Raw genomic sequence first — 24819 nt, 5'->3', positions numbered from 1 at the left:
CCGCCCCGGCGGTGGGCGTCACGGCTTCATGACCAGCGTGACCTTGCCCCGGAGCGTGGCCCGGACGTAGCAGGTGCGACGGCTGTCCGTGCGGTACAGGGACATGTAGCGGTCGTGGTCGATGAGACCGGATTCGACGATCAGGTACACGTACTCCGGGTGCGCCACTCCGCAGTCCCTCTCGGCCCGCTTCATCAGAAGCGGCAGTGCGTCCCAGTCGACGGAGCCGAGGTCGATGAGCGCGTCGTCGGGGTCGACGGTGCCGCCCGACCCCCAGGCGCCGGTCGTGCCGTCTCGGTAGACGGAGCCGTCGTAGATGGTCCGGTCGGACTTCGTGGGGGCGTCGAAGGTCGCGAAGTCGGGGTACAGGGTCAGCCTCAGCACCTTGGTGCCGCCCGAGACGCCCCGTACGACGCCGGCCATGGAGCGGCCGCCCGACACGCTGAGCAGCGTCCCCGCGGTCGGGGCCTCCGGGGACGACGGCTGGGACGTCGCCCCGGAGGGGGAGCCGGGGGACGAGGCGGAGTGCGTCGGGGAGGCGTCCGCGTCGCCCCCGCCGCGAAGCTCCGGAAGCAGCGTCCACAGCAGGACGCCCGTGAGGGCGACCGCCGCGACGGAGGACACCGCCGCCAGGGCCCGCCCGCGGCGGCGCGAAGGAGCGGCGACCGGCCGCGGCGGGTACGCGGACGGGGGCGGCCCGAAGCCTGCGGGCACCGCGTCCACGGGCGGGGCCGGCAGGTGGGGCGCGGGCGAGCCGCCGGGGGCGGTCTCGGTCTCGGTCTCGGCGAGCATCCGGTCGAGGTGCCCGGCGTCGGGCCGCGCGCCCGCGTCACGTACGAGCAGCGCGGCGAGCACCGGGGCGAGCGGCCCGGAACGCGCCGCCGGCGGGAGGGGCTCGTCGAGGACCGCGACGAGCGTGGCGATGCTGGTCTCGCGGCGCAGCGGATGGACGCCCTCAACCGCGACGTACAGCATCATGCCGAGCGACCACAGGTCGGAGGCGGGGTTGCCCTCCTCGCCGCGGATCCGCTCGGGGGCGATGTACTCGGGCGAGCCGATGAGGCCGCCGGTGGTGGTGAGCCGGGGGGCGTCGCCGAGCGTGGCGATGCCGAAGTCCGTGAGCACCGGGGTGCCGTCGGGCCGCATCAGCACGTTCGCCGGTTTCACGTCGCGGTGGTGGACCCCGACCGCGTGCGCGGCGCGCAGCCCGGCGAGGACGCCGCGCCCGATGCGGGCCGCCTCCCGGGGCGCCAGCGGGCCCCGGGCGATCAGGTCCTGGAACGTGCCGCCGGTGACCAGTTCCATGACCAGCCACGGGTGGGCGAGGTCCGCTCTGTCCACGATGTGGTGGATCGTGACGACGTTGGGGTGGTGCACCCGGGCCAGCGCGCGGGCCTCGCGCAGCACGCGCTCCCGCAGCTTCGCCGCCGCCTCGGGGTCGGAGCCGGCCAAGTCCGGTTCGGGCGGGCGGACTTCCTTCAGTGCGACCTCGCGGTGCAGGACGGTGTCCCGGGCCCGCCACACCAGGCCCATGCCCCCGCCACCGAGCCGTTCCAGCAGCTCGAAGCGGTCGTCTATCAGGGGGACGGGGGGTCTGCCGGAGTCGCTCGCCGTCATGGCGGTCATCGTACGGGCCCCCACCGACCGCCGGGGACACGGCTTGACCGACCTTGCCCGGATTCGGACTCCCGCGACGCGTTGTCACAGGTGGCGGATAGCCTGATCCCCGAAGCGCATGGGAAGGGTGGGGACACCGGGTCCCCTGCGGACCATGCGGCGCACGCCGAACGAGAGCCGGAGGAGCGCGACATGCGGGCGGGAGAGCCGCGGTGAGGCTGCTGCACACCTCCGACTGGCACCTGGGGCGGTCCTTCCACCGGGTCGGACTGCTGGACGCCCAGGCGGCGTTCGTCGACCACCTGGTGGCCACGGTGCGCGCGCAGGAGGTCGACGCCGTCCTCGTCGCGGGGGACGTGTACGACAGGGCGCTGCCGTCGCTGCCCGCCGTCGACCTCTTCGACCGCACCCTGCACCGGCTCGCCGCCCTGGAGGTGCCGACGGTGATGATCTCCGGAAACCACGACTCGGGCCGCCGGCTCGGCGTCGCCTCCGGCCTCATCGACCGCGCCGGCATCCACCTGCGCACCGACCCCGCGGGCTGCGCCACCCCCGTCGTCCTTGCCGACGGCCACGGGCCGGTCGCCCTCTACGGGCTGCCCTACCTCGAACCCGCCCTGGTGCGCGAGGAGTTCGCCGTGGAGCGCGCCGGGCACACCGAGGTGCTGTCGGCCGCCATGGAGCGCGTGCGCGCCGACCTCGCCGGCCGCCCCGCCGGCACCCGCTCCGTGGTCCTGGCGCACGCCTTCGTCGCGGGCGGCGCGCCCAGCGACAGTGAACGCGACATCACCGTCGGCGGTGTCGCCGCCGTGCCCGCGGGGGTCTTCGACGGCGTCGACTACGTCGCCCTCGGCCATCTGCACGGCTCCCAGACGATCACCGAGCGGGTGCGCTACTCCGGCTCCCCGCTCGCCTACTCCTTCTCCGAGGCCGACCACCGCAAGAGCATGTGGCTGGTGGACCTCGGTGCCGACGGGTCCGTGACCGCCGACCGGATCGACTGCCCGGTGCCGCGGCGGCTGGCCCGGATCCGGGGCCGCATCGACGACCTGCTGGCCGACCCCGCCCACGAGCGCCACACGGACGCCTGGGTCGAGGTCACCCTGACCGACCCGTACCGGCCGCACGACGCGATGGCCCGGCTGCGCGGGCGCTTCCCGCACGCCCTCGCCCTCGCCTTCGAGCCCGAGCGGGTGGACGACGACCCGCTCGCCTCGTACGCCGAACGCCTGCGCGGCCGGACCGACCGCCAGATCGCCGAGGACTTCGTGGCCCACGTACGCGGCACCGCACCCGACACCGCGGAACGGGCCGTCCTGCGCGACGCCCTGGACGCGGTCCGCACCGACGCCGCCCGCGCGGAGACCGACTGATGCGTCTGCACCGCCTGACCCTCACCGCCTTCGGCCCCTTCGCCGGCAGCCATACCGTCGACTTCGACGAGCTGTCCTCGGCCGGGCTGTTCCTGCTGCACGGCGCGACCGGCGCCGGCAAGACCTCCGTGCTGGACGGCGTCTGCTACGCACTGTACGGCGGCGTCCCCGGCAGCCGTCCCGGCAACCGGCTGCGCAGCGACCACGCCGGTCCCGACACACCGACCGAGGTCGTCCTGGACCTCACCGTCGGCGGCCGGCGGCTGGAGGTCACCCGCCGCCCCGAGCAGCCGCGCCCGAAGAAGCGCGGCAGCGGCTTCACCATGGAGAAGGCCGTCACGCTGCTGCGCGAGCAGGCAGCGGGGCAGTGGCGCGCGCTCAGCAAGTCGCACCAGGAGGCGGGGGAGGAGCTGCTGCGGCTGATCGGCATGAGCCGTGAGCAGTTCTGCCAGGTCGTGCTGCTGCCGCAGGGCGAGTTCGCGACCTTCCTGCGGGCCACCGCCACCGATCGCGCCGCCCTGCTCGGGAAGCTCTTCGACACCCGCCGCTTCAAGGCGGCCGAGGAATGGCTCAAGGCGCGGCGCAACGCCGCCCAGTCGCGGGTGCGCGAGGGCGACGACGAGCTGCTGCGGCTCGCCCACGGGATGCAGCAGGCCGCCGGCGACGGCTCAGAACGCCTGGAGGACTGGCTGCCCGAGGGCGCCGGCGCCGGGCATCCCGACTTCGCCCCGCACGTACTGCAGTGGGCGGCCGTGCTGCGGTCGACGGCCCGCGAGCAGGCCACCGTCACCGACCTCGCCACCACCGCGGCCGAGGCGGCGCACGCCGAGGCCCAGCACGCGGCCGAGGCCGTGCACGAACTGCACGCGCTCCAGCGGCGGCACGCGACGGCCACGCGCCGTGCCGCCGCCCTCGCGGAACAGGGCGAGGTCCGTGACCGCGAGGAGGCGGTCCTGGAGACCGCCCGGCGCGCCGAGACGGTAGGGCCCGCGCTGGAACTGCGGGACCGCGCCGCCGCCCGGCACCGGCGCGCGGCCGAGGAGGAGCGTGCCGCCCGCGGGGATCTGCCCGCGGAGCTCGCCGGCGCCGGTGCCGACCAGCTCACGACGTACGGGAACGCGCTGCGCGAGGAGCTCGGCGGCCTCACCGAGGCGGGCCGAGCCGAGCACCGCGCGGCCGAGCTCGCCGCCGAACGCGCCCGGCTGGAGCGCGAGACCGGGGCCGACGAGCAGCTGATCGCCGACGCCGGCGCCTGGCTGGAGGACTGGGAGCGGGTACGTCTCGGCCACGAGCGCCGCATCGACACCGCCCAGGCCTCCGCGACCCGCGCCGCCGAGCTGGCCGGCACCCTCGACTCCTCCCGCCGCCGGCTGAGTGCGGCCCGTGAACGCGACGCCCGGGAAAGGGAGTTGCGCGGAGCCGAGGAGCGGCTCCGCACCGCCCGGGAGGCCGCCGCCGACGCCCGCGAGCACTGGCAGGACGTCCGCGAGGCCCGCATCAACGGCATCGCCGCCGAACTGGCTGCCCGGCTCCGGGACGGCGAGGGCTGCCTGGTCTGCGGCGCCACCGAGCACCCGCACCCGGCCCGGCCCTCGGACCGGCAGGTCGGCCGCGCCGAGGAGGAGGCCGCCCAGACCGCCCACCAGGAGGCCGCCGCCGCCCGCGAGAGCGCCCAGGCACAGGTCGCCCGCGTCACCGCGGCCCGCGACGCCGCCGCCACCGAGGCGGGACGGACCCCCGAGGCCGAACTCGCCGCCGCCCACGCCGAACTGGAGCGCTCCGGCCGCGAGGCGTCCGCCGAGGCCGCCGCGCTGCCCGAGGCGCGGCAGGCCCTCGACCGGGCCGTCGCGGAGCACACCCGGCGTACCCGGCTGCGGCACGACGCCGAGAGCCGGGTCGCCTCCGTCACCTCCCGCCGCGAGGTGCTGGACCAGGAGCACGCCGCGCTCACCGGGCAGCTGGCCCGCGCGCGGGGCGAATTCGCCACCGTCGCCGAACGCCGCGCCCGGCTCGCGGCGCTGGCCGAGCGGATCGGCGCCGCCGCCGCGGCCGCCCGCGCCGAACAGGACACCGCCCGCGCGCTCAAGGACGCCGACGCGGACCTCGCCGACGCCGCCTACCGCGCCGGGTTCGACACCCCGGAAGCCGCGGGCGCGGCACTGCTGCCTCCCGCCGAGGTGCAGCGGCTGCGACAGCGGGCGGAGGAGCGCCGCCGCGAGGAGGCCGCCGTCACCGCGGAACTGACCGCGCTGGACGTCGCGGAGGCGGCCGCGCTGCCGCCCGCTGACCCCGAGGGCGCCCGGCGCGCCGTCGAGGACGCCACACGCGGGCTGCGCGGTGCCACGGCCCGTCAGGACGCGGCCCGCACGACCTGCGCCGCCCTCGACCGCCTCGGCGCCGACGCGCTGACCCGTACCCGCGAACTGGCCCCCGCCCGCACCGAGTACGCGCGGCTGCGCCGGCTGGCCGACCTGGCGACCGGCGCCGGGGAGAACACCCTGCGGATGGAGCTGGAGACGTATGTGCTGGCCGCACGTCTGGAGCAGGTGGCCGCCGCCGCGAGCGTGCGCCTGCAACGGATGTCCTCCGGCCGGTACACCCTCGTGCACACCGACGCGCGCGCCTCACGGGGCGTCAAGTCGGGCCTCGGCCTGATGGCCGTCGACGCCTGGACGGGCACCGAACGCGACACGGCCACCCTGTCCGGCGGCGAGACCTTCTTCGCCTCCCTCGCCCTTGCGCTCGGCCTCGCCGACGTCGTGACCGACGAGGCGGGAGGGGCCCGGCTGGACACCCTCTTCATCGACGAGGGCTTCGGCAGCCTCGACGAGCAGACCCTCGACGAGGTGCTGGACGTGCTCGACGGGCTGCGCGAGCGGGACCGCGCGGTCGGCATCGTCAGCCACGTCGCCGACCTGCGGCAGCGCATCCCCGCGCAGCTCCAGGTGGTCAAGGGGCAGCGCGGCTCATCCCTGCGCCACCGCGCGGCGGGCGAGCGGTGAGGAGTAGACGACGCTCGTCGTCACCGAACCGAGCCCGCCGATACGTCCGGTGACCTCCTCCAGGTGACGCATCGAGCGGGCGGTGACCTTCATGACGAAGCAGTCGTCGCCCGTGACATGGTGCGCCTCCAGCACCTCGGGCGTGGAGGCCAGCAGGTCGTGGAACGGCTTGTAGTTGCCGTGCGGATAGCGCAGCCGCACGAAGGCGAGGATCGGACGGCCGATCCGGTCGAGGTCGACCACCGCGGAGTAGCCGGTGATCACCCCGGCCTCCTCCAGCCGGCGCACGCGCTCGGTCACGGCGCTGGCCGACATGCCCACCGCCCTGGCGAGGTCGGCGTAACTGGCCCGGCCGTCGCGCTGCAGCGCGTCCAGAAGGCGCCAATCGGTCGCATCAAGGGATTCCACGGTCATGGGTGGTGTCTAGCAGGGGATTCCCCGGCAGGGCAAGCATGGTGCCGGGAAACGTGCCTTCCGGGTGGGGACCCCCGACCGTAGATTCCTGACCATGACACAGAGCGCCACGCCGCCCGTCCCCCTCACCGACAACCCCGTGCTGCGGGTGCCGCCCGCCGCGCCCGCCGACGCCGCGGCGTACTTCGCCGCGAGCCTCGCCTTCCACGCCGACGTCTCCGATGTCGCCGCCGCGCTGGCCGCGGGCGGCGAGCCGGGCTTCGTGCTCCTCGACTCCCGCTCCACCGAGGCCTGGGAGCAGGGGCACATCCCCGGCGCCGTCCACCTGCCGACCGCGCGGATCCCGCGGGAGGCACCCGCCCTGCTCGACCCCGCGGTCCCCGTGGTCGTCCACTGCTGGGGCCCCGGCTGCAACGGCGCCACGCGGGCCGCGCTCGCGCTGGCCGAACTCGGCTACCGGGTCAAGGAGATGCTCGGCGGCATGGAGTACTGGATCCGCGAGGGCTTCGCCTACGAAACGGCCGCGGGCCCTGAGCGCCGCCCCGCCGACCCCCTCACCGCGCCGGTCGCCGCGGGCGACTGCGGCTGTTGATGCGCCGTTTTAGCGGAGGCGCGGGGGCGCGGGCGGCGTGCAGCCGGGTCCCCGCCGCCCGCCGCCGAAGCGGCGGGCGCTGAGCGGCCGGCCCCGGCTGATCGGGCAACCCGCGGGGGAAAGGGTCGGGCCGTGCCGAGCACCGCGTGGTCGCGGTAGAGCCGGCCCACGCGTCGGGGAGTTCCACCACCCCGCCGAAGCGGCGGGCGTCGACCGGCTGGGCCGCGACGGGACTGGGCGGCGAGGCCGACGAGCATGTCCGGGTCGACGGGGTCGAGGTGGGCGACGACCAGGGAGCGTCAGACGGTGCCGTGTTGAGCGTGACGCCGGCCGCGACCGGGACGGCACTTCGGGCGGCCAGAGCGGCGGGACAATGTCCGTGGCCTCGCCCCGCCGCTGCTGACGCGGTGTTCAGGGGGCGGCGGGCCCGACGGGTCGCGGGGCAGCGTGCCGTCTGCGGTTCGGTCCCGCCTCCGGGGGTGACGCTTCCGGCAGCGCGTTGCGCACGGCCGAGAGGCCGGGACCCCGGCGGCTGCGACCAGGGCCTCGCCCCCGCGGATGCCGACGCGCCGCTCAGCGGACGACGGAAGCAACGGGCCGCAGGGCAGGGTCCCGCCGCCGGGGTGACGCTTCCGGCAGCGCGTGGCGTACCGCCGAGAGACCAGGACCCCGACTTCGTCCCGCCGCCAACGCGCCGTTCAGCGGACGACGGAGGGCACAGGCCGCCGGAAGCGGGCGTCGAGCGGCGCGGGGTCCGTCGCCGGGGCGGCGGCGCGGAGCACCACGTCGAGCACGGCGTCCTCGTCGCAGGCGTAGTGCCCGCTCGCCCAAGCCGCGTTGGCCTCGACCACGGCCCACTGCGCGGCGATGCGGCCGACGTCGACCACGATCGCGGAGGGCAGTTCGGGCACCCCCGGCGCGAACAGGCGGGCGGCGAAGTCCAGGACCTCGTCCCGTGCGGGGTCGGCGTCCAGCGGCGCGATGTCGAGTTGGCCGTCCGTCGCGTACCTGCTGCCCGTCCGCACGGCCCCGTCGCGCAGGAAGAGCCGGTATTCCGCGTCGAAGGTGACGATGTCGCTGACCAGCACCGGTACGTCGTCGTCCACCGCGTCCGGGCCCGGCAGTCCGCTGCCGTCCCGGTAGACGCGGGCCGGGAAGCTCTTGTCGTTGGGTGGCTTGACGAAGGCCGGCCGGCGCAGGCGGCGCGCTTCCGCCAGAGTGGTGAAAGCGATGTGACGGCCGGTCAGTTCTTGCGGGAGACGGGTGAGCCAGTCGGCGTCCGCCTCCAGCAGGGCCAGGCCCAGGTCGCCCGCGACCGTGTCGGCGAACAGCGGTCCGGCGTACAGGGACGGGCCGGGCGCGTCCTTCAGCTCGGCCGGCACGCGCCAGTCCCGGAGGGTGTGCACGGGGATGCCGCGCCGGTGCGCGGCGGATGCCAGCGCCCGGCCGGTGGCCGTGGTGCGGGGCGAGAGGAAGAGCGTACGGGCCGAGGTGTTCACGGTCGTCGATGATGCCCCGGGGAAGAGCCCGGCGACACTGATTTACCCGGCCGGTCAGGCGGCTCGCAGTCGCAGTTCGTACGCCCGCTGTGCGTCGCGGTCGGCGACCCGCCCGAACCCCGCGCGTTCCAGCACCCGTTGCGACGGCCGGTTCCCCGGGTCGGTGGTGGCCAGCACCGTGCGCACCTCGGCACGGGTCAGCGCCCAGTGCGCGATGACGCGGACGGCGTCGGTGGCCCAGCCGGCGCCGCGCGCCGACTCCGAGAGGTCGTAGCCGATCTCGACGACCCTGTCGTCGACGGACGGCGGGCCGTGGAAGCCTATGCCGCCGAGGGCGAGGCCGTCGTCGGAGCGCTGGATCACGAACAGTCCCCACCCGGGCGCGTACACCCCCGCGGCTGCCGCGATGGTGATCATCCCCGCGGCGATGATCGTGCCCTCGCCGGGACCGCCGTCGATCCACGACAGGCCGGCCGGTTTGCCGTCGGCGAGCCGGGCCGCCTCCTGGGGGAGCTGTTCGCGCAGGACGATCCGGCCGTGGGTGAGCACCAGGCGGCCCTCGTCATGGCAGGCGTGCGGGATCATCGGGTGGCACCGTTCTTTCGGGGACCGGCAGTGCCGCGGAGGCGGCGCGGGCGGCGTGGACAGGGGGCGGAGGGCGTTCGGCGCCCGCCCCGGTCGGGTGGCCGTGATGTCCCACGGGTCCCACGGACCCCGGGCACCCGGACGGTGTCCGTCCGCGCTGCCGCGGTCGCGCCGCGACGGCACGGCGGATCCGCACAGAAGTCGAGCAACACCCCCATACGGGCAGCCTATCCGCCCCGCGTCCGGTCAACAGGGCGTTACCGGACAGTCACTCGGCGGAATCCGCCACGCCTCTCCCGGCTGCCGTCCGGCGGCGGTACGGGACCGCCGCCGGACGGGCGCGGTCAGAGCCGGGACAGCTCGTCGACGAGGTCGTCCAGGCCCAGGGAGCCCTGGGACAGGGCGGCCATGTGCCAGGCCTTGGCGTCGAAGGCGTCGCCGTGGGCCGCGCGGGCGGCCTCCCGGCCCGCGAGCCAGGAGCGCTCGCCGAGCTTGTAGCCGATCGCCTGGCCGGGCATGCCGAGGTAGCGGATGATCTCGCTGTCGAGCATGGCGGCACTCAGCCCGTTGTACGCACCGAAGAAGTCGCGGCCCAGCTCCGGGGTCCAGGTCTCGCCGGGCCGGTAGGGGCTGTCGTCCGGGATGCGCAGTTCCAGGTGCATGCCGATGTCGAGGATCACGCGGGTGGCGCGCAGCATCTGGGCGTTGAGGTAGCCCAGGCGGCGGCCCGGGTCGGTGAGGAAGCCGAGTTCGTCCATGAGGCGCTCGGCGTACAGGGCCCAGCCCTCGGCGTTGGCGCTGACCTGGCCGAGGGTGGCCTGGTAGCGGGAGAGCCGGTCGGCGACGTAGGCCCACTGCGCGAGCTGGAGGTGATGGCCGGGGACGCCCTCGTGGTACCAGGTGCTGACCAGGTCCCAGACCGGGAAGCGCTCGCGGCCCAGCGTCGGCAGCCAGGTGCGGCCCGGCCGGGAGAAGTCCAGCGAGGGCGCGGTGTAGTACGGGGCGGCGGCGCTGCCGGGCGGGGCGATGCGGGACTCGACGCGCTTGACCGGCTCGGCGAGGTCGAAGTGCGTGCCGTCGAGCGCGCTCATGGCCTCGTCCATCAGGGCCTGCAGCCAGTCGCGCACCGCGTCGACGCCCTCGACGGCCTCGCCGTGCTCGTCGAGGTGGGCCAGCGCCTCCATGGGGGTGGCACCGGGAAGCACCTTCTCCGCCTCGGTGCGCATCTCGGCCTCGATGCGGCGGAACTCCTCCCAGCCCCAGGCGTACGCTTCGTCCAGGTCGAGGTCGGAGCCGGTCCAGTAGCGCGCCCAGGTGGCATAGCGCTCCCGGCCGACCGCGTCGGAGGTGCCCTCGACGGCGGGGGCGTAGGTGTCGCGCAGCCAGTCGCGCAGCGCGGCCACGGCGCCGGTGGCCAGGGCGGCGCCCGCGTCCAGGTCGGTGCGCAGCGACTGCGGGCCGTCCTTGACGAACTGGGTGAACCAGCTGCCCGCCTCGTCCTCCAGCCACTCTCCGAGCTGGACGACGACGGTGGCGACCTGGCGCGGCCCGGCCGACAGCTTGCGGTCCAGGCCCTCCTCCAGCGAGGCGCGGTAGCCCGCCAGGGCCTCCGGCACCGCGCGCAGCCGGGCGGCGACGGCGGCCCAGTCCTCGTCGGTCTCCATGGGCATCAGCATGAAGACGCCGCGGACGGAGTGCACGGGGGAGTGCAGGTTGCTGACGGCGCGCAGGTTCTCGCCGGCCTCGTGGACCGCCAGTTCGGCGGTGAGCCGCTCGCGGAGCAGCCGGGCGCAGCGACGCTCGTCGTCGTCCGGCACCTCGGCGGCGTCGAGTGCGGCCAGGGTGCGCCGGGCCAGGTCCGCCTGGGCCTCGTGGCCCGCCGGTGAGAAGTCGGGGAGCCGGTCCTGCCCGGTCCGGACGCCCAGGTACGTGGCGGTGATGGGGTCGAGTTCGGCGGCCGCGTCGACGTAGGCGTCGGCGACCGTGCGGGGCAGTGCGCTGCTGGTGGTGTCGGACATGGTCACATCCTGGTACGGAGCGCCCCGCCGCGTCATCACCATTGCGGATCATATTGCTGACGCGGGCGGGAGCAGCGGTCCGCAGTCCCAGTGCTGGAAGATCAACCGGGTCTCGACACGGGCGACTTCGGGACGCGAGGTGAACTCGTCGACGACCAGGCGCTGGAGGTCGCCGGTGCTCGCGACGGCGACGTGGACGAGGTAGTCGTCCGGGCCCGTGAGGTGGAAGAGCGACCGCGACTCGGGCAGCGCCCGCACCCGGTCCACGAACGGGCCGATCAGCTCCCGGCGGTGCGGCCGGACCTGGACCGACAGCAGCGCCTCCAGGGGCCGTCCGAGCCGGGCCGGGTCGACCCGCAGCTCGTAGCCGAGGATCACCCCGGTGCGGCGCAGCCGGTTGACCCGGTCCAGACAGGTGGAGGGTGCGACCCCGCAGGCGGCGGCGAGGTCGCGGTAGGTCGTCCGGGCATCGTTTTGCAGCAGGCGCAGAATCTCGAGGTCGACCGGATCCAGAAGCACAGAATCGGACACCGGCCGAAATTAACACGGCCGATGACCACTACGGACCGGTAGCTGTTCAGCATCGGGCCATGGACACGACAGCCCAGCACTCATCCCGTTCCCGTGCCCTCGCCACCGAGGCCGTGCACGCGGGCCGCGAGGACCTCACGGACCTCGGCCTGCACGCGGTCCCCCTGGACCTGTCCACCACCTACCCCTCCCGGGACAGCCGGGCCGAGGCCGCCCGGCTGGACGACTTCGCCGCCACGGGCGCCGCGCTGCAGGGGTCGCCGGTCTACTCTCGGCTGGACAACCCCACCGTCGCGCGCTTCGAGACGGCGCTCGCCCGCCTGGAGGGTGCCGAGGCCGGGGTCGCCTTCGCCAGTGGCATGGCCGCGTTCACCGCCACCCTGCTGGCCCGCGCCGCCATGGGCCTGCGCCACGTGGTGGCCGTGCGCCCGCTGTACGGGTGCAGCGACCACCTGCTGACGGGCGGGCTGCTGGGCACCGAGGTGACGTGGACCGACCCGGCCGGCATCGCCGACGCCATCCGGCCCGACACCGGTCTGGTGATCGTGGAGACGCCGGCCAACCCGACCCTGGCCGAGGTCGATCTGCGGGCGGTGGCCCACTCCTGCGGCACGGTGCCGCTGCTCGTCGACAACACCTTCGCGACACCGGTCCTGCAGCGCCCGCTGGAGAGCGGCGCCCGGATCGTGCTGCACAGCGCCACCAAGTACCTCGGCGGGCACGGCGACGTGCTGGGCGGGGTCGTCGCCTGCGACGAGGAGTTCGCCCGCGTGCTCCGCAAGGTGCGCTTCGCTACCGGCGGCGTGCTCCACCCGCTCGCCGGGTACCTGCTGCTGCGCGGGCTGTCGACGCTGCCGGTCCGGGTGCGGGCCGCGTCGGCGACGGCGGCCGCGCTGGTGGAGCGGCTGACGGCGGACCCGCGGGTGGCGCGGGTGCACTACCCGCGGATCGGCGGCGCCATGATCGCCTTCGAGGTGCAGGGCGACCCGCACGAGGTGATCGCCGGGGTGCGGCTGATCACCCCGGCGGTCAGCCTCGGCAGCGTCGACACCCTGATCCAGCACCCGGCCTCGATCAGCCACCGCATCGTGGACGAGGACGACCGGCAGGGCGCGGGCGTCAGCGACCGGCTGCTGCGGTTGTCGGTGGGGCTGGAGGACGTCGACGACCTGTGGGACGACCTGGACCGTGCGTTCAGCGCAGCGGAGCGTTCGCCTCGGCCGGCGACAGCGTCGCGGTGATGACCAGCGTGCCGTTCTCGACCTGGTAGTCCAGCGGCAGACCCAGGCGGCGCATCGTCGCGATCATCCCGGTGTTGGTCGCCCGGGTCACCGCGTACACGCTCTCGCACTCGGCCTCGACGGCCTGGGCGACCAGCCGGCGCAGCAGTTCCAGTCCGATGCCGCGGCGCTGCCAGGCGTCCTCGACCAGCAGCGCGACCTCGGTCTCGTCGCCGTCCCACAGCAGGTGGGCGAGGGCGACGACGCGGCCGGAGACCGTCTGGACGGCGAGGGTCTGGCCGAAGCGCGGGCTGAGCAGGTGGTTCAGGTAGCGGTCCACGTCGGCGACCGGGCCGTGGTAGCGGTGGGCCAGCGTGGCCGGCGAGCAGCGCTCGTGCAGTGCGCGGGCGGCCGCGAGGTCCTCGGGGCCGGCGCGGCGGACGGTGATCTCGTTGCCCTCGGGCAGGGTCAGGACGTCCCGGTGCTCGGGGACCCGGACACCCAGCCGGTCGTCCAGCTCGACCAGGGCCCGGGCGCGGGCGAACTCGGTCGGGGTGAAGGGGAGGTAGGGGCGTTCCACGGTGATCGTCCCTCCGGCGGGGTCACGCAGCCGCATCACGGTCTCCTCCAGCGTGTCCTCGGCGATCTCGCCGCCGGGCCGTCCGGGCGGGGTGGACCCGATGGTGCAGCGTCCGAACAACTGGCGGAGGGCCAGAGGGAGTTCGGCCGCGTCCATCGCGGTGCGCGTGGCCAGGGTCAGCATCCGGGTCGGGGTGTCGACGAGGTCGTGTGCGTCGGCCCGCTCGATCCAGGTGTCGCGGCCGCCGGCGGCGTCCGCGGCGCGGGCCAGTTCCCCGGCGGGCAGGTCGGCAGGGGCGCGCAGCAGGAACTCGTCGACGGTCCCGTTGGTCAGCGGGTGCGTCTGCAGGGTGAGGATGTCCACGTTCCGGGCGGCCAGTGCCGTGGTCACGGCGGCGAGGCTGCCGGGGGCGTCGCGCACCGTGGTCCGCATGCGCCACAGCGCGGTCCCGGCGTCCGGACCGGTGACCGGACCGGACGTGGTGGCGGCGGAGCTTTCCCCCGGCTCCGCCACCTCGGTTCCGGCGGGGGCGCCGCTCGGTGGTGAGTGGCTGTGGCGGCGCGCCCACCACGTGTGGAAGCCGGCCGTGGCGATCAGGGCGGCGGAGGAGCACAGCAGGACAGGGCTGTGCGGGCCGTGCCCGACGAGATCGGCGATCAGTTCGGCCGTCGCCACCGCGACGAGGAGCGCGGCGAGCTCGAGGACGTCGCGGCGCCAATGATGGCGATGCCGACGGCAGTTGGTCGTGGCGGACGTCAGATCTGGCATGCAAACACCATGCCGAACACGTGTTGCGCGGTCGCGAACGCATTGTGACCGACGGGTAAAGGGTGTCCCATGTCGGTTAACTCCCCTTTTCAATAGTTTCGTCCTGCGACAATCGGCGCAGGCATCGTCCGTACCGACGGGCTACGACACGCTGAGTGACGTGTCCCAAGGGGCCCAGTAGACCCATGTACCACGTGCCGGGTCCACTGAAGGCCGTGACATCCAGCCACACGGAACCGTCCGGTTCCCGGCTGACGACGAACGACTCCTCACCGCGCTCCGGGTGCCCGGGGAGCGTTCCGTACGCGAACCCGGCCCGCCCGGGGCCGCGTTCGGCCCACACCACCTCGCACGGCGCGCTCAGAGGGCCCATGCGCAGCCGCACGCGCACCCCCGGCGCGGCGTCCGGGGTGTCCGCGGGGACACACAGCCCCGTCGCGCGGTGCATGCGCCAGCCGAACAAGGCCCGCGCGGCGGCCGCCAGTGCCTCCGGTCCGTCGCCGAGCCGGGTGCGCTCCCGCAGCCGGCGGAAGCCGGGCGGGGGCGCCGCGCCGGGGTTCCGGGTGATGCCGACATGGTCGTAGCTGAGTCCGTCCGTCACGGCCCCCATATGTACCGCCCGGCGCGTGCGCGCCGCCCCAACGAGGCGCGAATTCGCCCTCTTGCCTGGGAGATTTGCGAATGCCAAGCCCCAGGGGCCCGGAGCCTGGCCGGCCGTGGGGCCGGTCCCGGCGGCGGACGGGACGGCCGCCGCCGGGACGCTCCTCGCCCCTGCCGGGCCCGCTACTGCCCGACCAGGCCCGGCCGGAGCACCTTGGTGAACAGGACGCTGCCGTCCTGCTCCCGCAGACGGACCGTCAGGTCCCCGGAGTGGCCGTCGATGTCGACCTCGCCGAAGAACTGGTAACCCTCGGCCGGGGAGACGTTCGAGGCCGTCGGCGCCTTCACGAACACCCGCTCGGGGCCGAAGGTGCCGTCCAGCGCGCTCGCCGGGAACGCGCCCGCGTTGAGCGGGCCGGAGACGAACTCCCAGAACGGCTCGAAGTCGGTGAAAGCGGCACGCGAGGGCTGGTAGTGCTGGGCCGAGGTGTGGTGGACGTCGGCGGTCAGCCACACCGTGCCGGTGATCCGCCGGTGCTTGACGAAGCGCAGCAGCTCGGCGATCTGCAGCTCGCGTCCCAGCGGCGCGCCGGGGTCGCCCTGCGCCACGGCCTCGATGTTCGGCAGCCCCTCCGTGGTGTCCGGCACCACCAGGCCGATCGGCATGTCGGCGGCGATGACCTTCCACACCGCGCGGGACCGCGCCAGCTCGCGCTTGAGCCACTCCAACTGCTCGCGGCCGAGGATGCCCTGCGGGTCGTGCGCCTGGTCGTCGGGGGAGTTGGCGTTGCGGTACGTGCGCATGTCGAGCACGAAGACGTCCAGCAGCGGGCCCTGCCGCAGCACGCGGTTGACGCGGCCGTCGGATGCCGGGCGCAGCGTCGAGACCGGGAAGTACTCGCTGAAGGCGCGGCGGGCGCGGGTCGCGAGGACGTCCACGCTCTTCTCGGTGTAGCGGGGGTCGGAGGCCGCGATCACCTCGCCCGGGTACCAGTTGTTGCGCACCTCGTGGTCGTCCCACTGGATGATCGAGGGCACCTGGGCGTTGAACCGCCGCAGGTTCCCGTCCAGCAGGTTGTAGCGGAAGTTGCCGCGGAACTCGGCCAGGGTCTCGGCGACCTTGGACTTCTCCACGGTGGTGACGTTCCGGTAGGCGCTGCCGTCCGGGAGCGCCTGGGTCGCGGCGATCGGCCCGTCGGCGTAGATGTTGTCGCCGCTGCACAGGAAGAAGTCGGGGTCCAGCGCGCCCATCGCGTCGAAGATGCGGTAGCCGCCGATGTCGGGGTTGATGCCCCAGCCCTGCCCGGCCAGGTCGCCGGACCACACGAAGCGCACCCCGGACCGCCGGCTCTGCGGCGTGGTCCGGAAGGTGCCGGTGACCGGTTCGCCGGTGCGGCGCGGGTCGTGCGGGTCGGCCAGCAGCACCCGGTAGTGGATCTGCTCGCCCGGCGGCAGGCCGTGCAGCCGGGTCACGCCGGTGAAGTCGGTGTCCGGGCCGACCAGCGGGCCGGTCCAGCGGCGCGCGTTGCGGAACGACCCGGTCGCGGAGGTCTCCACGACCATGCGCGCCGGACGGTCCGAGCGCACCCACACCAGGCCGCCCGTCGCCGTCACGTCACCGCTCTGCACGCCGGACGTCGCCGTCGGCCGCCCCGAGAGGGCCAGCGCGGGAGCGGCCACCGTAGCCGGCACCAGCAATGCCCCCGATGCGGCGAGACCGCCCCGCAGCACCGCGCGCCGTCCGACGCCGTTCTCCGTTCCGTGTCCCATCCTGACCTCCGAAGTCCGCAACCGAGTGGGCCCTTGAGTGTCCGTCACCGTTCCTACTCGCACCGTGTGCCGTCGGCCGGAACGACCGGTGAACAACCGCCCAGCACCTCGGTCGTCGACAGCGCCCCCGCCGGCCCCGCACATCGCCACGCGGAGGCGGAAAGCGCTGGTCGTCCCGGATCGCACAGCCGTACGATGTGCGGATTCGGCGGCCGCGATCACCAGATCGCCCAACCCGCGCCGCCCTCACGGGCCTTGCCGGCGCAGACACGATGACTGCAGACGAGACACCGCACACCTTCCAGGTCGACCTGCGCGGCCTGGTGGACCTCCTGTCCCACCACCTCTACTCCAGCCCCAAGGTCTACCTGCGGGAGCTGCTCCAGAACGGCGTCGACGCCATCACCGCACGGCGCGCCGAGCAGCCCGGGGCGCCCGCGCGCGTCGCGCTGTTCGCCGACGGCGAGCGGCTGCGCGTGGAGGACACCGGCATCGGCCTGACCGAGGCCGATGTGCACAACCTGCTGGCCACCATCGGCCGCAGCTCCAAGCGCGACGGACTGGAGTCCGCCCGCGCCGAGTTCCTCGGCCAGTTCGGCATCGGCCTGCTCGCCTGCTTCGTGGTCGCCGAGCGGATCCGGGTCGTCAGCCGCTCCGCCCGCACACCGGACGCGCCGCCCGTGGAGTGGACCGCCCGCGACGACGGCTCGTACACCGTGCGCACCCTGCCCGACGAGGCCCGCCCCGAGCCCGGCACCACGGTGCACCTCACCGCCCGGCCCGGCAGCGGCGAATGGCTCACCGGGGAGCGTGTGCTCGCGCTCGCCAAGGACTTCGGGTCGCTGCTGCCGTACGACGTGCGGGTGGACGGCGCCCCCGTCACCGAAAGGCCCCCGGTGTGGGAGGCCGCGCACCCCGGCCCCGCCGCGCGCCGGGTGGCGCTCGCCCGGCACTGCCACGAGCGGTTCGGCTTCAGCCCGCTGGACGTCATCGACCTCGACGTCCCGCTCGCCGGGGTGCGCGGCGTCGGCTACGTGCTGCCCGCGGCCGTCAGCCCCGCCCAGCGCGCCGGGCACCGCGTCCACCTCAAGGGCATGCTGCTCACCGACCGGGCCGACGACCTCCTGCCCGACTGGGCGTTCTTCGTCCGGTGCGTCATCGACACCGACAGCCTGCGGCCGACCGCCTCCCGCGAGAGCCTGTACGCCGACGAGACCCTGGCCGCCGTCCGCGAGGCGCTGGGCGAACGCATCCGCGCGTGGCTGACCGGCCTCGCCGCCGAGGACCCCGACCGGCTCGCGGAGTTTTTGGCCGTGCACCACCTCGGCGTCAAGTCGCTGGCCCGCCACGACGCGGACATGCTGCGCACGATGCTGCCGTGGCTGCCCTTCGAGACCACCGACGGGCAGCTGTCGCTGGAGGAGTTCGCCCGCCGCCACCCCGTCGTCCACTTCACCCGCACCGTCGAGGAGTTCCGCCAGGTCGCGCCGATCGCCGCGGCCCAGGGCATCGGGGTCGTCAACGGCGGCTACACCTACGACACCGACCTGGTGGAGCTGCTGCCCACCGTCCGGCCGGGCACCTCCGTCGCCGAACTCGACGCCGACACCGTCACCGCCCACCTCGACGCCGTCGACCCGGCCGAGGAACTGGCCCTGTCGGGCTTCCTGACCGCCGCCCGCGCCCGGCTCGACGCGCTCGGCTGCGACGTGAGCCTGCGCGCCTTCCACCCCGTCACCGTTCCCGCACTGCACCTGGACGACCGGTCCGCGCGGCACGAACGCGCCCGCGCCGAGGAGGAGGAGCAGGCCGACGACCTGTGGGCCGGCATCCTCGGCTCCCTGCGCGGCGGCGCGCCCCGCGCCCGGCTCGTGCTCAACCACCTCAACCCGCTGGTCCGGCGGATCAGCGGCTTCGGCGACGCCGAACTCGCCGGCACCGCCGCCGAAGCGCTGTACGGGCAGGCACTGCTGATGGCCCAGCGCCCGCTGCGCCCGGCCGACTCCGCGCTCCTCAACCGCGCCTTCCTCGGCCTGCTCCAATGGGCCGCCCTGACCACGGAGAACCCCAACGCCGCCGACGGCGAGAAGGAGGACGGCCGATGAGCACCCAGGACCCGGCGGTCGAGGCCGTACGCCGTTCCCTGGCCCACAACCGCGACGAGCCCGAGGGCCGCGCACGCAACGCCGGTGCCGAGCGCCTCGTCGCCGAGGCCGAGGCCACCGGCGACACCGCGCTGCTCCTCGACACCCTCTTCAATCTCGCGAGTGCCTACGCGTTCAGCAGCGAGAGGAACAAGTTCTTCGTGCCCTTCGCGCGGCTGCTGCGCATGTGGGACGAGCGGCCGGGCGACTTCGACGGTACGAACACCGCCCAGCTGCACTGGATCTTCAAGTGGGTCGCCAACGGGATGCTCGACCAGCCCGACGTCCCGCTCGCCTCCATCGAGAAGTGGCAGCGCGAGATGGAGCACCGCTACCGGCTGGCCGGGCACTCCGAACGTGCGGTGCACCAGGGCGACTTCCGTATCGCGCGGCATCTCGGCGACATCGTGCGCGCCAAGGCCGCCTTCACCGCCTGGCTCGCCGCGGACCGCGACGTCATGACCGATTGCCACGCCTGCGAGCTGCACAGCCAGGGCACCTGGCAGGTGGACTGCGGCCAGGACGCGGAGGCGCTGGCGACCTGGGGCCCCGTCCTCCAGGGCGTCCACACCTGCGCCCACGAACCGCACAATGTGCTGGCCTCCTCCCTGCTGCCCCTGGTCCGGCTCGGCCGGCTGGACGAGGCGCGCGCCCACCACCTGCGTGGCTACCGCATGGCGCGCTCCATGGACGGCATGCGCGGCGCGGTCAGCGGCCACGTCGAGTTCTGCGCGCTGACCGGCAACGAGGCCCGCGCCCTGGAGATCCTCGCGGAGCACCCCGCCTACTTCACCGACACCGGCGACCCCGACGCCCACATGGACTTCCTGGTGGCCACCGCGCTGCTCATGCGCCGCCTCGTCGCCCTCGGCCACGCCGGCCGCCCCGTCGCGGGCCCGGCCGGCACCTCCTGGACCGCCGGGGAACTGCTCACCCACGCCGAGCGCGAGGCCGGCGCGATCGCCGCGCGCTTCGACGCCCGCAACGGCACCGACGCCGTCGGCCGCCGGGTGGGCGAGCGGCTCGACAGGGCCCCGCTCGTGGACCGGCTCCCGCTGGGCGTACGGCCGCAGCGCCTGGTGACGCCCGAGCGTCCGCCCGCCGCCGCGGTTCCCGAGCCGCCGGCGGCCGCCCCTGACGACGTGCCCGCGCTGCTCGCGGAGGCGCGACGGCTCACCGGGACCCAGCACCCCGGAGCGGGCGCCGCCTGGGCCGCACTGGCCGGCGCCGCCGAGCGCACCGGGACGGAGCTCGACGCCCGGGCCCGCGCGGACATCGCCGACCACGCCGGCATCGACGTCTTCGAGGACCCCGGCGCCGCCGTGCCGCTCTTCGCCACCGCGGCCGGGCTCTTCGAGGCTGCCGGCGACCCCGGCGAGGCAGCCGCCTGCCGCGCCCGGGCCGCCTGCGCCACCGCCCTCGCGGATCCGACGGACGAGGCGCTGGCGGCCTTCGACGCCGCCTGCGAGGCCCTGCGCGCGCTGCACGCGGAGGGGCGGGCGACGCCGCGCCAGCTCAGTGGGGCGCTGCTGGCCCGCGTCCGGCTGCGGGACCCCGGGCCGGAGACCGAGCAGGAGGTCGCCCGGATCGTCGCGTTCGCCGAGGAGCACGTCGACGCGGAGCGGATGGCGTCCCGGCTCGCCGACGCCGTGGTCCTGCAGGCCCGGCTGACCGCCTCGCGCGGCGACGTGGGGACGGCCGCCGCGCTGTTCGGCCGGGCCGCCCGGCTCCGGCACGAGGCCGCCCTGCCCTGGTACGCGGCCGAGGCGGAGGCGATGCTCGCCGACCTCGCCCTGAAGTGCGACGACCACGCCACCGCCGAATCGTCCGCCCGCGCCGCGCTCGATCACGGCGACGCCCACTTCGCACCCGTGCAGCGCGCTCACCTGCACACCGTCCTCGCCGCGGCGCTCGCGGCGGGCGACCGGCACACCGAGGCCGCCGAGCACGCACTGGAGGGCGCGCACTGGGCGGACGAGGCCGGGCAGACCGAGGGTCTGGGCGCCTGGGCGCGGCTCGTCCTGGGCGGCGCGCGGCTTCGGCAGGGCCGGGCGGCCGAGGCGGCCACCGTCCTGGAGACCGCGCTGCCGGACCTGGAGGCCGCGCACCACGAGGGCCGGGTCGTCCAGGCCCGCTGGTGGCTCGGGGAGTGCCTGCAGGACCTGGGCGAGCCGCGGGCCGCCGCGGAGCAGTTCCTGCTCGCCGCGGAGATCGCCAAGGGCTGGGAGGAGCAGCGGGACCACGCCGTCCTCGCCCATCTCGCCGCCGACTGCCTGGAACGGGCGGGCCTGGCCGACGAGGCCGTCCGCGCCTACGTCCGCGCCGAGGAGCTGTGGCGCGGCCTTGAGTGCCCGGCGCAGGTGGTCAGGACGCTGCGGGCCCGCGCCTGGATCGCCCTGCACGACGGCCGGGGCGGCGTCGCCGAGGGCCGCGCCCTGATGGCCCGGGCCGTTGCCGAGGGCGAGGCGGCGCTGGAGGCCGCGACGGCGGCCGGTGACGCGGGCGAGGCACGCCATCTGCGCGCGGAGCTGGCCGGCACGTACCGGCAGAGCGGCGAGCTGGTCGTCCGGGCCTGTCCCCACGAGCCGGGGGACGAGGACGACGACGGCTCGGCCCGTGCCGCGTACGAGGAGGGCCTGGCCTTCGCCGAGCGCGCGGCCGCCACCTTCGAGCCGGGCGACGACCGCAGCGCCGCCCAGCTCATGGCGGCCTGGCTGGAGGCCGATCTGGGCCTGCCCGGGCGGGCGGTGGCCCGTGCCCGGGAGGTGCTGGCCGCGTACGAGGGGCAGCAGGGCACCGTCGCCGAACGCCGGGTCGCCGAGGCGCACGCCGTGCTCGAGTACACGGACCGCGACGACCGCGACGACCATGACGCTGCTGCCGCGCGGGCGGGGTCAGCGGAGCCGGCGGAGCACAGCGAGAGCGGGGACGCCCAGGGGGACTAGTCTGAATGGTGGCTTTTGTCGCTTAATCCGGTTCGCCCGGCGACCGAGGAGGCCACCGTGACAGCAGAAGCCCTCGCGTCCCCGTCCGCAGCCGCGGGCGGCGACCGGTACCTGCCGATCGCCGCCCACGGACTCATCGGGGACCTGCGCAGCGCCGCCCTGGTCGGCACCAACGGCACCATCGACTGGTACTGCTGCGGCCGGTTCGACGCCCCCAGCATCTTCGCGTCGATCCTCGACGCCGACCGCGGCGGCAGCTTCGAGCTGGCCGCCGACGTGCCGGCCCTCACCAAGCAGTTCTACTTCCCGGACACCAATGTCCTGATCACCCGCTTCTTCGCCGAGGAGGGCATGGGCGAGGTCCAGGACTTCATGCCGGTCGTGGACGACCCCGACGACGAGGGCCGCCACCGGCTGATCCGCCGGGTGGTCTGCGTCCGCGGGATGCTGCCGTTCCGGGTGCGGGTCGCGCCGCGCTTCGTCTACGGCACGGAGCCGCACACCACGCACATCCACGGGGTGCAGGCGATCTTCGAATCCGCCGTCCAGACGCTCTCGCTCACCTCGGGAGTGCAGATGGAGACCGACGGCACCGACGTGTGGGCGCAGTTCAAGCTCGCCGAGGGCGAGACGGCGGTCTTCGCGCTGGACCAGATCGCCGAGGGCGTCGAACTGCGCGGCTGCCCGCTGACCGAGGCCGAGGACCAGTTCGAGGCCACCGTGCGCTACTGGCGCCGCTGGCTGGCCAAGTCGCGCTACCGGGGCCGGTGGCGGGAGATGGTCCACCGCTCGGCGCTGACGCTCAAGCTGCTCACGTACGCGCCCACCGGGGCCATCGTGGCCGCGCCCACCACCAGCCTGCCCGAGCGCATCGGCGGCGAGCGCAACTGGGACTACCGCTACGTGTGGATCCGCGACGCCGCCTTCTGCGTCTACGCCCTGCTGCGGCTGGGGTTCACCGACGAGGCCGAGGCCTTCATGGGCTTCCTGTCCGAGCGGGTGGCCCTCGGTCCCTGCGACGGCACGGCCGGTCCGTGCGACGGCCCGCTGCAGATCATGTACGGCATCGACGGCCGCACCGAACTGCCCGAGCACGAGCTCCCGCACCTGGAGGGCTTCCGGGGCTCGGCGCCGGTCCGGATCGGCAACAGCGCGGTCGGCCAGCTGCAGCTGGACATCTACGGAGAGCTGATCGACTCGCTCTACCTGTACGACAAGTGGGGCGCGCCGATCTCCAGCGCCCACTGGGACACCGTCTGCGGCATCGTCGACTGGGTCGTGAAGAACTGGGACCAGCCCGACGAGGGCATCTGGGAGACCCGCGGCGGCCGGAAGAACTTCCTCTACTCGCGCGTGATGTGCTGGGTGGCGATCGAGCGCGCCATCCGCATGGCCAACCACCGCGGCCTGCCCGCCAACCACGTCCGCTGGTGCGGGGCGCGGGACGCGATCTACCGGCGGATCATGCGCGAGGGCTGGTCGGAGGAGCGCGGCGCCTTCACCCAGAGCGAGGGCGAGGACGTGCTCGACGCGTCCGTGCTGATGATGCCGCTCACGAAGTTCATCTCGCCCACCGACCCCAAGTGGCTGTCCACCCTCGACGCCCTGGGCAAGGACCTCGTCTCGGACTCCCTGGTCTACCGGTACGACCCCATGGCGAGCCCGGACGGACTGCGCGGCGAGGAGGGCACGTTCTCCATCTGCTCGTTCTGGTACGTGGAGGCCCTCACCCGCGCCGGCCGCGCCGACGACGCGCGCCTGGCCTTCGAGAAGATGCTCACCTACGCCAACCACGTGGGCCTGTACGCCGAGGAGATCGACCGGACCGGCGAGCAGCGCGGCAACTTCCCGCAGGCATTCACCCACCTCGCCCTGATCAGCGCGGCCTTCAACCTCGACAAGGCGCTGGGCTGACCGGCCCGGCCGGGCCCGCCGGTCAGGCGGCCCGGCCGAGTTCCGAGCGGGCCGCGACGGCGGCGCTCCTGCGGCGCCGGACGGCCACCGCCACGCGCCCTCGGCCCCCCGCGGCGGAGCCGAGGGCGACGGCGGTGAGCGGCACGGCGGCGACCAGGAGCAGAGCGGCCAGCACACCGCCCATGGCGGGGAATCCGAGCCGCGCGCCGAGCACGGCACCGGTGAGCGGGCCGCAGGCCACGCCCAGGGACGAGGCGGAGCCGGCGTACACCGCCCACCGGCCGCGGCCGTCCAGCGCGGCGGCCAGGCCGATCGCGTAGGAGAGCACCACCGGGTAGAACGTGTTCCACAGCACCTCGCCCGCGGCGAAGGCCGACGCCTCGCGCGCCGAGGAACTGACCAGCACGCACACGGCGATCAGCGCCGTCCCCGCGCCGATCGGCAGCGTGCGGCCGAGCCTCGGGCCGAGCGCGCCCGCCGCGGTGACCCCGAGCAGCCCGCCGCCGAGCGCCACCGCGAAGACCACGCCGAGCGCCGCCTCCGAAAGGCCGACCCGGTCCAGCCCGATGCGGCCGCTCACGCCCCACAGCGCGTTCTGCGCCAGCGACCAGCACAGCATCGACGCCGCCAGCACCATCCCGGAGCGCCGGTGCGGCAGCGGTCCCGCGGTCTCGGACCGCGACGCCACGACGGGCGCGGCCGGCAGCCACCGGGTGAGCGGGAGGACGAGCAGGGCGGCGGCCGCGATGGCCGCGAACGGCAGTGCGTGACCGCCGCCGAGCGCCGGCAGGACGAGGTAGAGCGCGCCCGCCACCGCGGAGGTGGCCAGCAGGCCGAGCACGGTGACCCGGTGCGGTTCCCGCTGCCCGGAGATGCCCACGGCGGCCACCGCCGTCGACGTGCCGGAGCCGAAGCCGCCGACGACGCAGCCGGCCACGACGAGGGCGACGTGGTGCGTGGCCGCGGCCGTCGAGAATCCGCCCGCGACGAGCAGCAGACCGCGTCGTGCCAGCCGCGCCCGGCCGATCCGGTCGACCCGCGAGGCCAGCACGAACCCGGCGCAGGCGGAGGCCAGCAGCAGCGCGCTCCCGACGGCCCCGGCCTGGGAACCGCTCAGGGCGAGCCCGCCGGAGAGCCGGCCGACGACGGTCGGCATGAGGTACGGGGCGAGGTACCCGGCGCAGAAGAGGGCGACGAGCGGCAGCAGGGCGCGCGAGGGCGCGGTCCGCGAAGACATGGGCGTTCCA

The 24819-nt window shown here is 74.9% G+C and carries 17 protein-coding genes; 7 read left to right on the top strand and 10 right to left on the bottom strand.

The window, feature by feature from the left end; all coding sequences use genetic code 11:
• Positions 1–18: 18 nt before the first annotated feature.
• Positions 19–1617: a serine/threonine-protein kinase gene (locus ACFYXS_RS14175; protein ID WP_389247577.1), complete on the bottom strand. Its 1599-nt coding sequence runs from the start codon at positions 1615–1617 to the stop codon at positions 19–21.
• 212 nt (positions 1618–1829) lie between these two features.
• Between ACFYXS_RS14175 and ACFYXS_RS14170 the strand changes: the two genes are divergently transcribed.
• The gene (locus ACFYXS_RS14170) at positions 1830–2990 is read left to right on the top strand and encodes an exonuclease SbcCD subunit D (RefSeq protein WP_389247575.1); all 1161 of its coding nucleotides are present in this window, start codon (positions 1830–1832) and stop codon (positions 2988–2990) included.
• Positions 2990–5992 (top strand): AAA family ATPase, encoded by a 3003-nt coding sequence (locus ACFYXS_RS14165; RefSeq protein WP_389247573.1) that lies wholly within the window; start codon positions 2990–2992, stop codon positions 5990–5992. The genes ACFYXS_RS14170 and ACFYXS_RS14165 overlap by 1 nt, the downstream gene beginning before the upstream one ends.
• On the opposite strand, the gene ACFYXS_RS14160 is transcribed toward ACFYXS_RS14165, so the two are convergent.
• On the bottom strand, positions 5957–6406 hold the full coding sequence (locus tag ACFYXS_RS14160; protein ID WP_389247571.1) for an Lrp/AsnC family transcriptional regulator: 450 nt from the start codon (positions 6404–6406) through the stop codon (positions 5957–5959). The two genes, ACFYXS_RS14165 and ACFYXS_RS14160, sit on opposite strands and share 36 nt — an antisense overlap.
• A gap of 94 nt (positions 6407–6500) precedes the next feature.
• On the opposite strand from ACFYXS_RS14160, the gene ACFYXS_RS14155 reads away from it, so the two are divergent.
• The gene (locus tag ACFYXS_RS14155) at positions 6501–6998 is read left to right on the top strand and encodes a rhodanese-like domain-containing protein (RefSeq protein ID WP_389247569.1); all 498 of its coding nucleotides are present in this window, start codon (positions 6501–6503) and stop codon (positions 6996–6998) included.
• Positions 6999–7696: 698 nt separating this feature from the next.
• Here ACFYXS_RS14155 and ACFYXS_RS14150 read toward each other — a convergent pair.
• The 4 genes from ACFYXS_RS14150 to ACFYXS_RS14135 form a co-directional block, all read right to left on the bottom strand.
• On the bottom strand, positions 7697–8497 hold the full coding sequence (locus ACFYXS_RS14150) for an ATP-grasp domain-containing protein (RefSeq protein WP_389247567.1): 801 nt from the start codon (positions 8495–8497) through the stop codon (positions 7697–7699).
• 54 nt (positions 8498–8551) lie between these two features.
• Positions 8552–9082: a GNAT family N-acetyltransferase gene (locus tag ACFYXS_RS14145; RefSeq protein ID WP_389247565.1), complete on the bottom strand. Its 531-nt coding sequence runs from the start codon at positions 9080–9082 to the stop codon at positions 8552–8554.
• Between the two features lie 344 nt (positions 9083–9426).
• Positions 9427–11100 (bottom strand): DUF885 domain-containing protein, encoded by a 1674-nt coding sequence (locus ACFYXS_RS14140; RefSeq protein WP_389247563.1) that lies wholly within the window; start codon positions 11098–11100, stop codon positions 9427–9429.
• A 48-nt stretch (positions 11101–11148) separates the two neighbouring features.
• A complete protein-coding gene (locus ACFYXS_RS14135) occupies positions 11149–11631 on the bottom strand; it encodes an Lrp/AsnC family transcriptional regulator (RefSeq protein ID WP_389247561.1) in 483 nt (160 codons plus the stop codon).
• A gap of 59 nt (positions 11632–11690) precedes the next feature.
• On the opposite strand from ACFYXS_RS14135, the gene ACFYXS_RS14130 reads away from it, so the two are divergent.
• Complete coding sequence (locus ACFYXS_RS14130) at positions 11691–12872, top strand: trans-sulfuration enzyme family protein (protein ID WP_389247559.1); 1182 nt, start codon at positions 11691–11693, stop codon at positions 12870–12872.
• Here the strand turns inward: ACFYXS_RS14130 and ACFYXS_RS14125 are convergent.
• The 3 genes from ACFYXS_RS14125 to ACFYXS_RS14115 all read right to left on the bottom strand — a co-directional run bounded on the left by ACFYXS_RS14125 (position 12826) and on the right by ACFYXS_RS14115 (position 16569).
• The gene (locus tag ACFYXS_RS14125) at positions 12826–14190 is read right to left on the bottom strand and encodes a GNAT family N-acetyltransferase (protein ID WP_389247972.1); all 1365 of its coding nucleotides are present in this window, start codon (positions 14188–14190) and stop codon (positions 12826–12828) included. The genes ACFYXS_RS14130 and ACFYXS_RS14125 overlap by 47 nt on opposite strands.
• Positions 14191–14275: 85 nt before the next feature.
• The gene (locus tag ACFYXS_RS14120) at positions 14276–14809 is read right to left on the bottom strand and encodes a DUF1990 family protein (protein ID WP_389247557.1); all 534 of its coding nucleotides are present in this window, start codon (positions 14807–14809) and stop codon (positions 14276–14278) included.
• Positions 14810–14982: 173 nt separating this feature from the next.
• Positions 14983–16569 carry an alkaline phosphatase D family protein gene (locus ACFYXS_RS14115; RefSeq protein ID WP_389247555.1) on the bottom strand — a complete coding sequence of 529 codons (1587 nt, stop codon included), beginning with the start codon at positions 16567–16569 and terminating at the stop codon, positions 14983–14985.
• Positions 16570–16841: 272 nt separating this feature from the next.
• Here ACFYXS_RS14115 and ACFYXS_RS14110 point away from each other — a divergent pair, with 272 nt between their 5' ends.
• The 3 genes from ACFYXS_RS14110 to ACFYXS_RS14100 are packed head-to-tail and all read left to right on the top strand — an operon-like array spanning position 16842 to position 23572.
• Positions 16842–18674 carry an HSP90 family protein gene (locus tag ACFYXS_RS14110; RefSeq protein WP_389247553.1) on the top strand — a complete coding sequence of 611 codons (1833 nt, stop codon included), beginning with the start codon at positions 16842–16844 and terminating at the stop codon, positions 18672–18674.
• A complete protein-coding gene (locus tag ACFYXS_RS14105) occupies positions 18671–21658 on the top strand; it encodes a tetratricopeptide repeat protein (RefSeq protein ID WP_389247551.1) in 2988 nt (995 codons plus the stop codon). The genes ACFYXS_RS14110 and ACFYXS_RS14105 overlap by 4 nt, the downstream gene beginning before the upstream one ends.
• A gap of 57 nt (positions 21659–21715) precedes the next feature.
• Positions 21716–23572 (top strand): glycoside hydrolase family 15 protein, encoded by a 1857-nt coding sequence (locus ACFYXS_RS14100; protein ID WP_389247549.1) that lies wholly within the window; start codon positions 21716–21718, stop codon positions 23570–23572.
• A gap of 22 nt (positions 23573–23594) precedes the next feature.
• Here the strand turns inward: ACFYXS_RS14100 and ACFYXS_RS14095 are convergent, their stop codons facing one another.
• Positions 23595–24809: an MFS transporter gene (locus ACFYXS_RS14095; protein ID WP_389247547.1), complete on the bottom strand. Its 1215-nt coding sequence runs from the start codon at positions 24807–24809 to the stop codon at positions 23595–23597.
• Positions 24810–24819 lie beyond the last annotated feature (10 nt).

It is taken from the genome of Streptomyces sp. NPDC002574 (genome assembly GCF_042889545.1).
In the GTDB taxonomy this organism is placed as follows: domain Bacteria; phylum Actinomycetota; class Actinomycetes; order Streptomycetales; family Streptomycetaceae; genus Actinacidiphila.
This window is presented reverse-complemented; position numbering and strand designations above follow the sequence as displayed.

What these genes read in the sequence shown, in the direction of transcription:
- ACFYXS_RS14165 (WP_389247573.1), top strand. Translation starts at nt 2,990, where the DNA reads ATGCGTCTGCACCGCCTGACCCTCACCGCCTTCGGCCCCTTCGCCGGC.
- ACFYXS_RS14175 (WP_389247577.1), bottom strand. Translation starts at nt 1,617, where the DNA reads ATGACGGCGAGCGACTCCGGCAGACCCCCCGTCCCCCTGATAGACGAC.
- ACFYXS_RS14115 (WP_389247555.1), bottom strand. Translation starts at nt 16,569, where the DNA reads ATGGGACACGGAACGGAGAACGGCGTCGGACGGCGCGCGGTGCTGCGG.
- ACFYXS_RS14155 (WP_389247569.1), top strand. Translation starts at nt 6,501, where the DNA reads ATGACACAGAGCGCCACGCCGCCCGTCCCCCTCACCGACAACCCCGTG.
- ACFYXS_RS14105 (WP_389247551.1), top strand. Translation starts at nt 18,671, where the DNA reads ATGAGCACCCAGGACCCGGCGGTCGAGGCCGTACGCCGTTCCCTGGCC.
- ACFYXS_RS14120 (WP_389247557.1), bottom strand. Translation starts at nt 14,809, where the DNA reads ATGGGGGCCGTGACGGACGGACTCAGCTACGACCATGTCGGCATCACC.
- ACFYXS_RS14145 (WP_389247565.1), bottom strand. Translation starts at nt 9,082, where the DNA reads ATGATCCCGCACGCCTGCCATGACGAGGGCCGCCTGGTGCTCACCCAC.
- ACFYXS_RS14130 (WP_389247559.1), top strand. Translation starts at nt 11,691, where the DNA reads ATGGACACGACAGCCCAGCACTCATCCCGTTCCCGTGCCCTCGCCACC.
- ACFYXS_RS14140 (WP_389247563.1), bottom strand. Translation starts at nt 11,100, where the DNA reads ATGTCCGACACCACCAGCAGCGCACTGCCCCGCACGGTCGCCGACGCC.
- ACFYXS_RS14160 (WP_389247571.1), bottom strand. Translation starts at nt 6,406, where the DNA reads ATGACCGTGGAATCCCTTGATGCGACCGATTGGCGCCTTCTGGACGCG.
- ACFYXS_RS14110 (WP_389247553.1), top strand. Translation starts at nt 16,842, where the DNA reads ATGACTGCAGACGAGACACCGCACACCTTCCAGGTCGACCTGCGCGGC.
- ACFYXS_RS14095 (WP_389247547.1), bottom strand. Translation starts at nt 24,809, where the DNA reads ATGTCTTCGCGGACCGCGCCCTCGCGCGCCCTGCTGCCGCTCGTCGCC.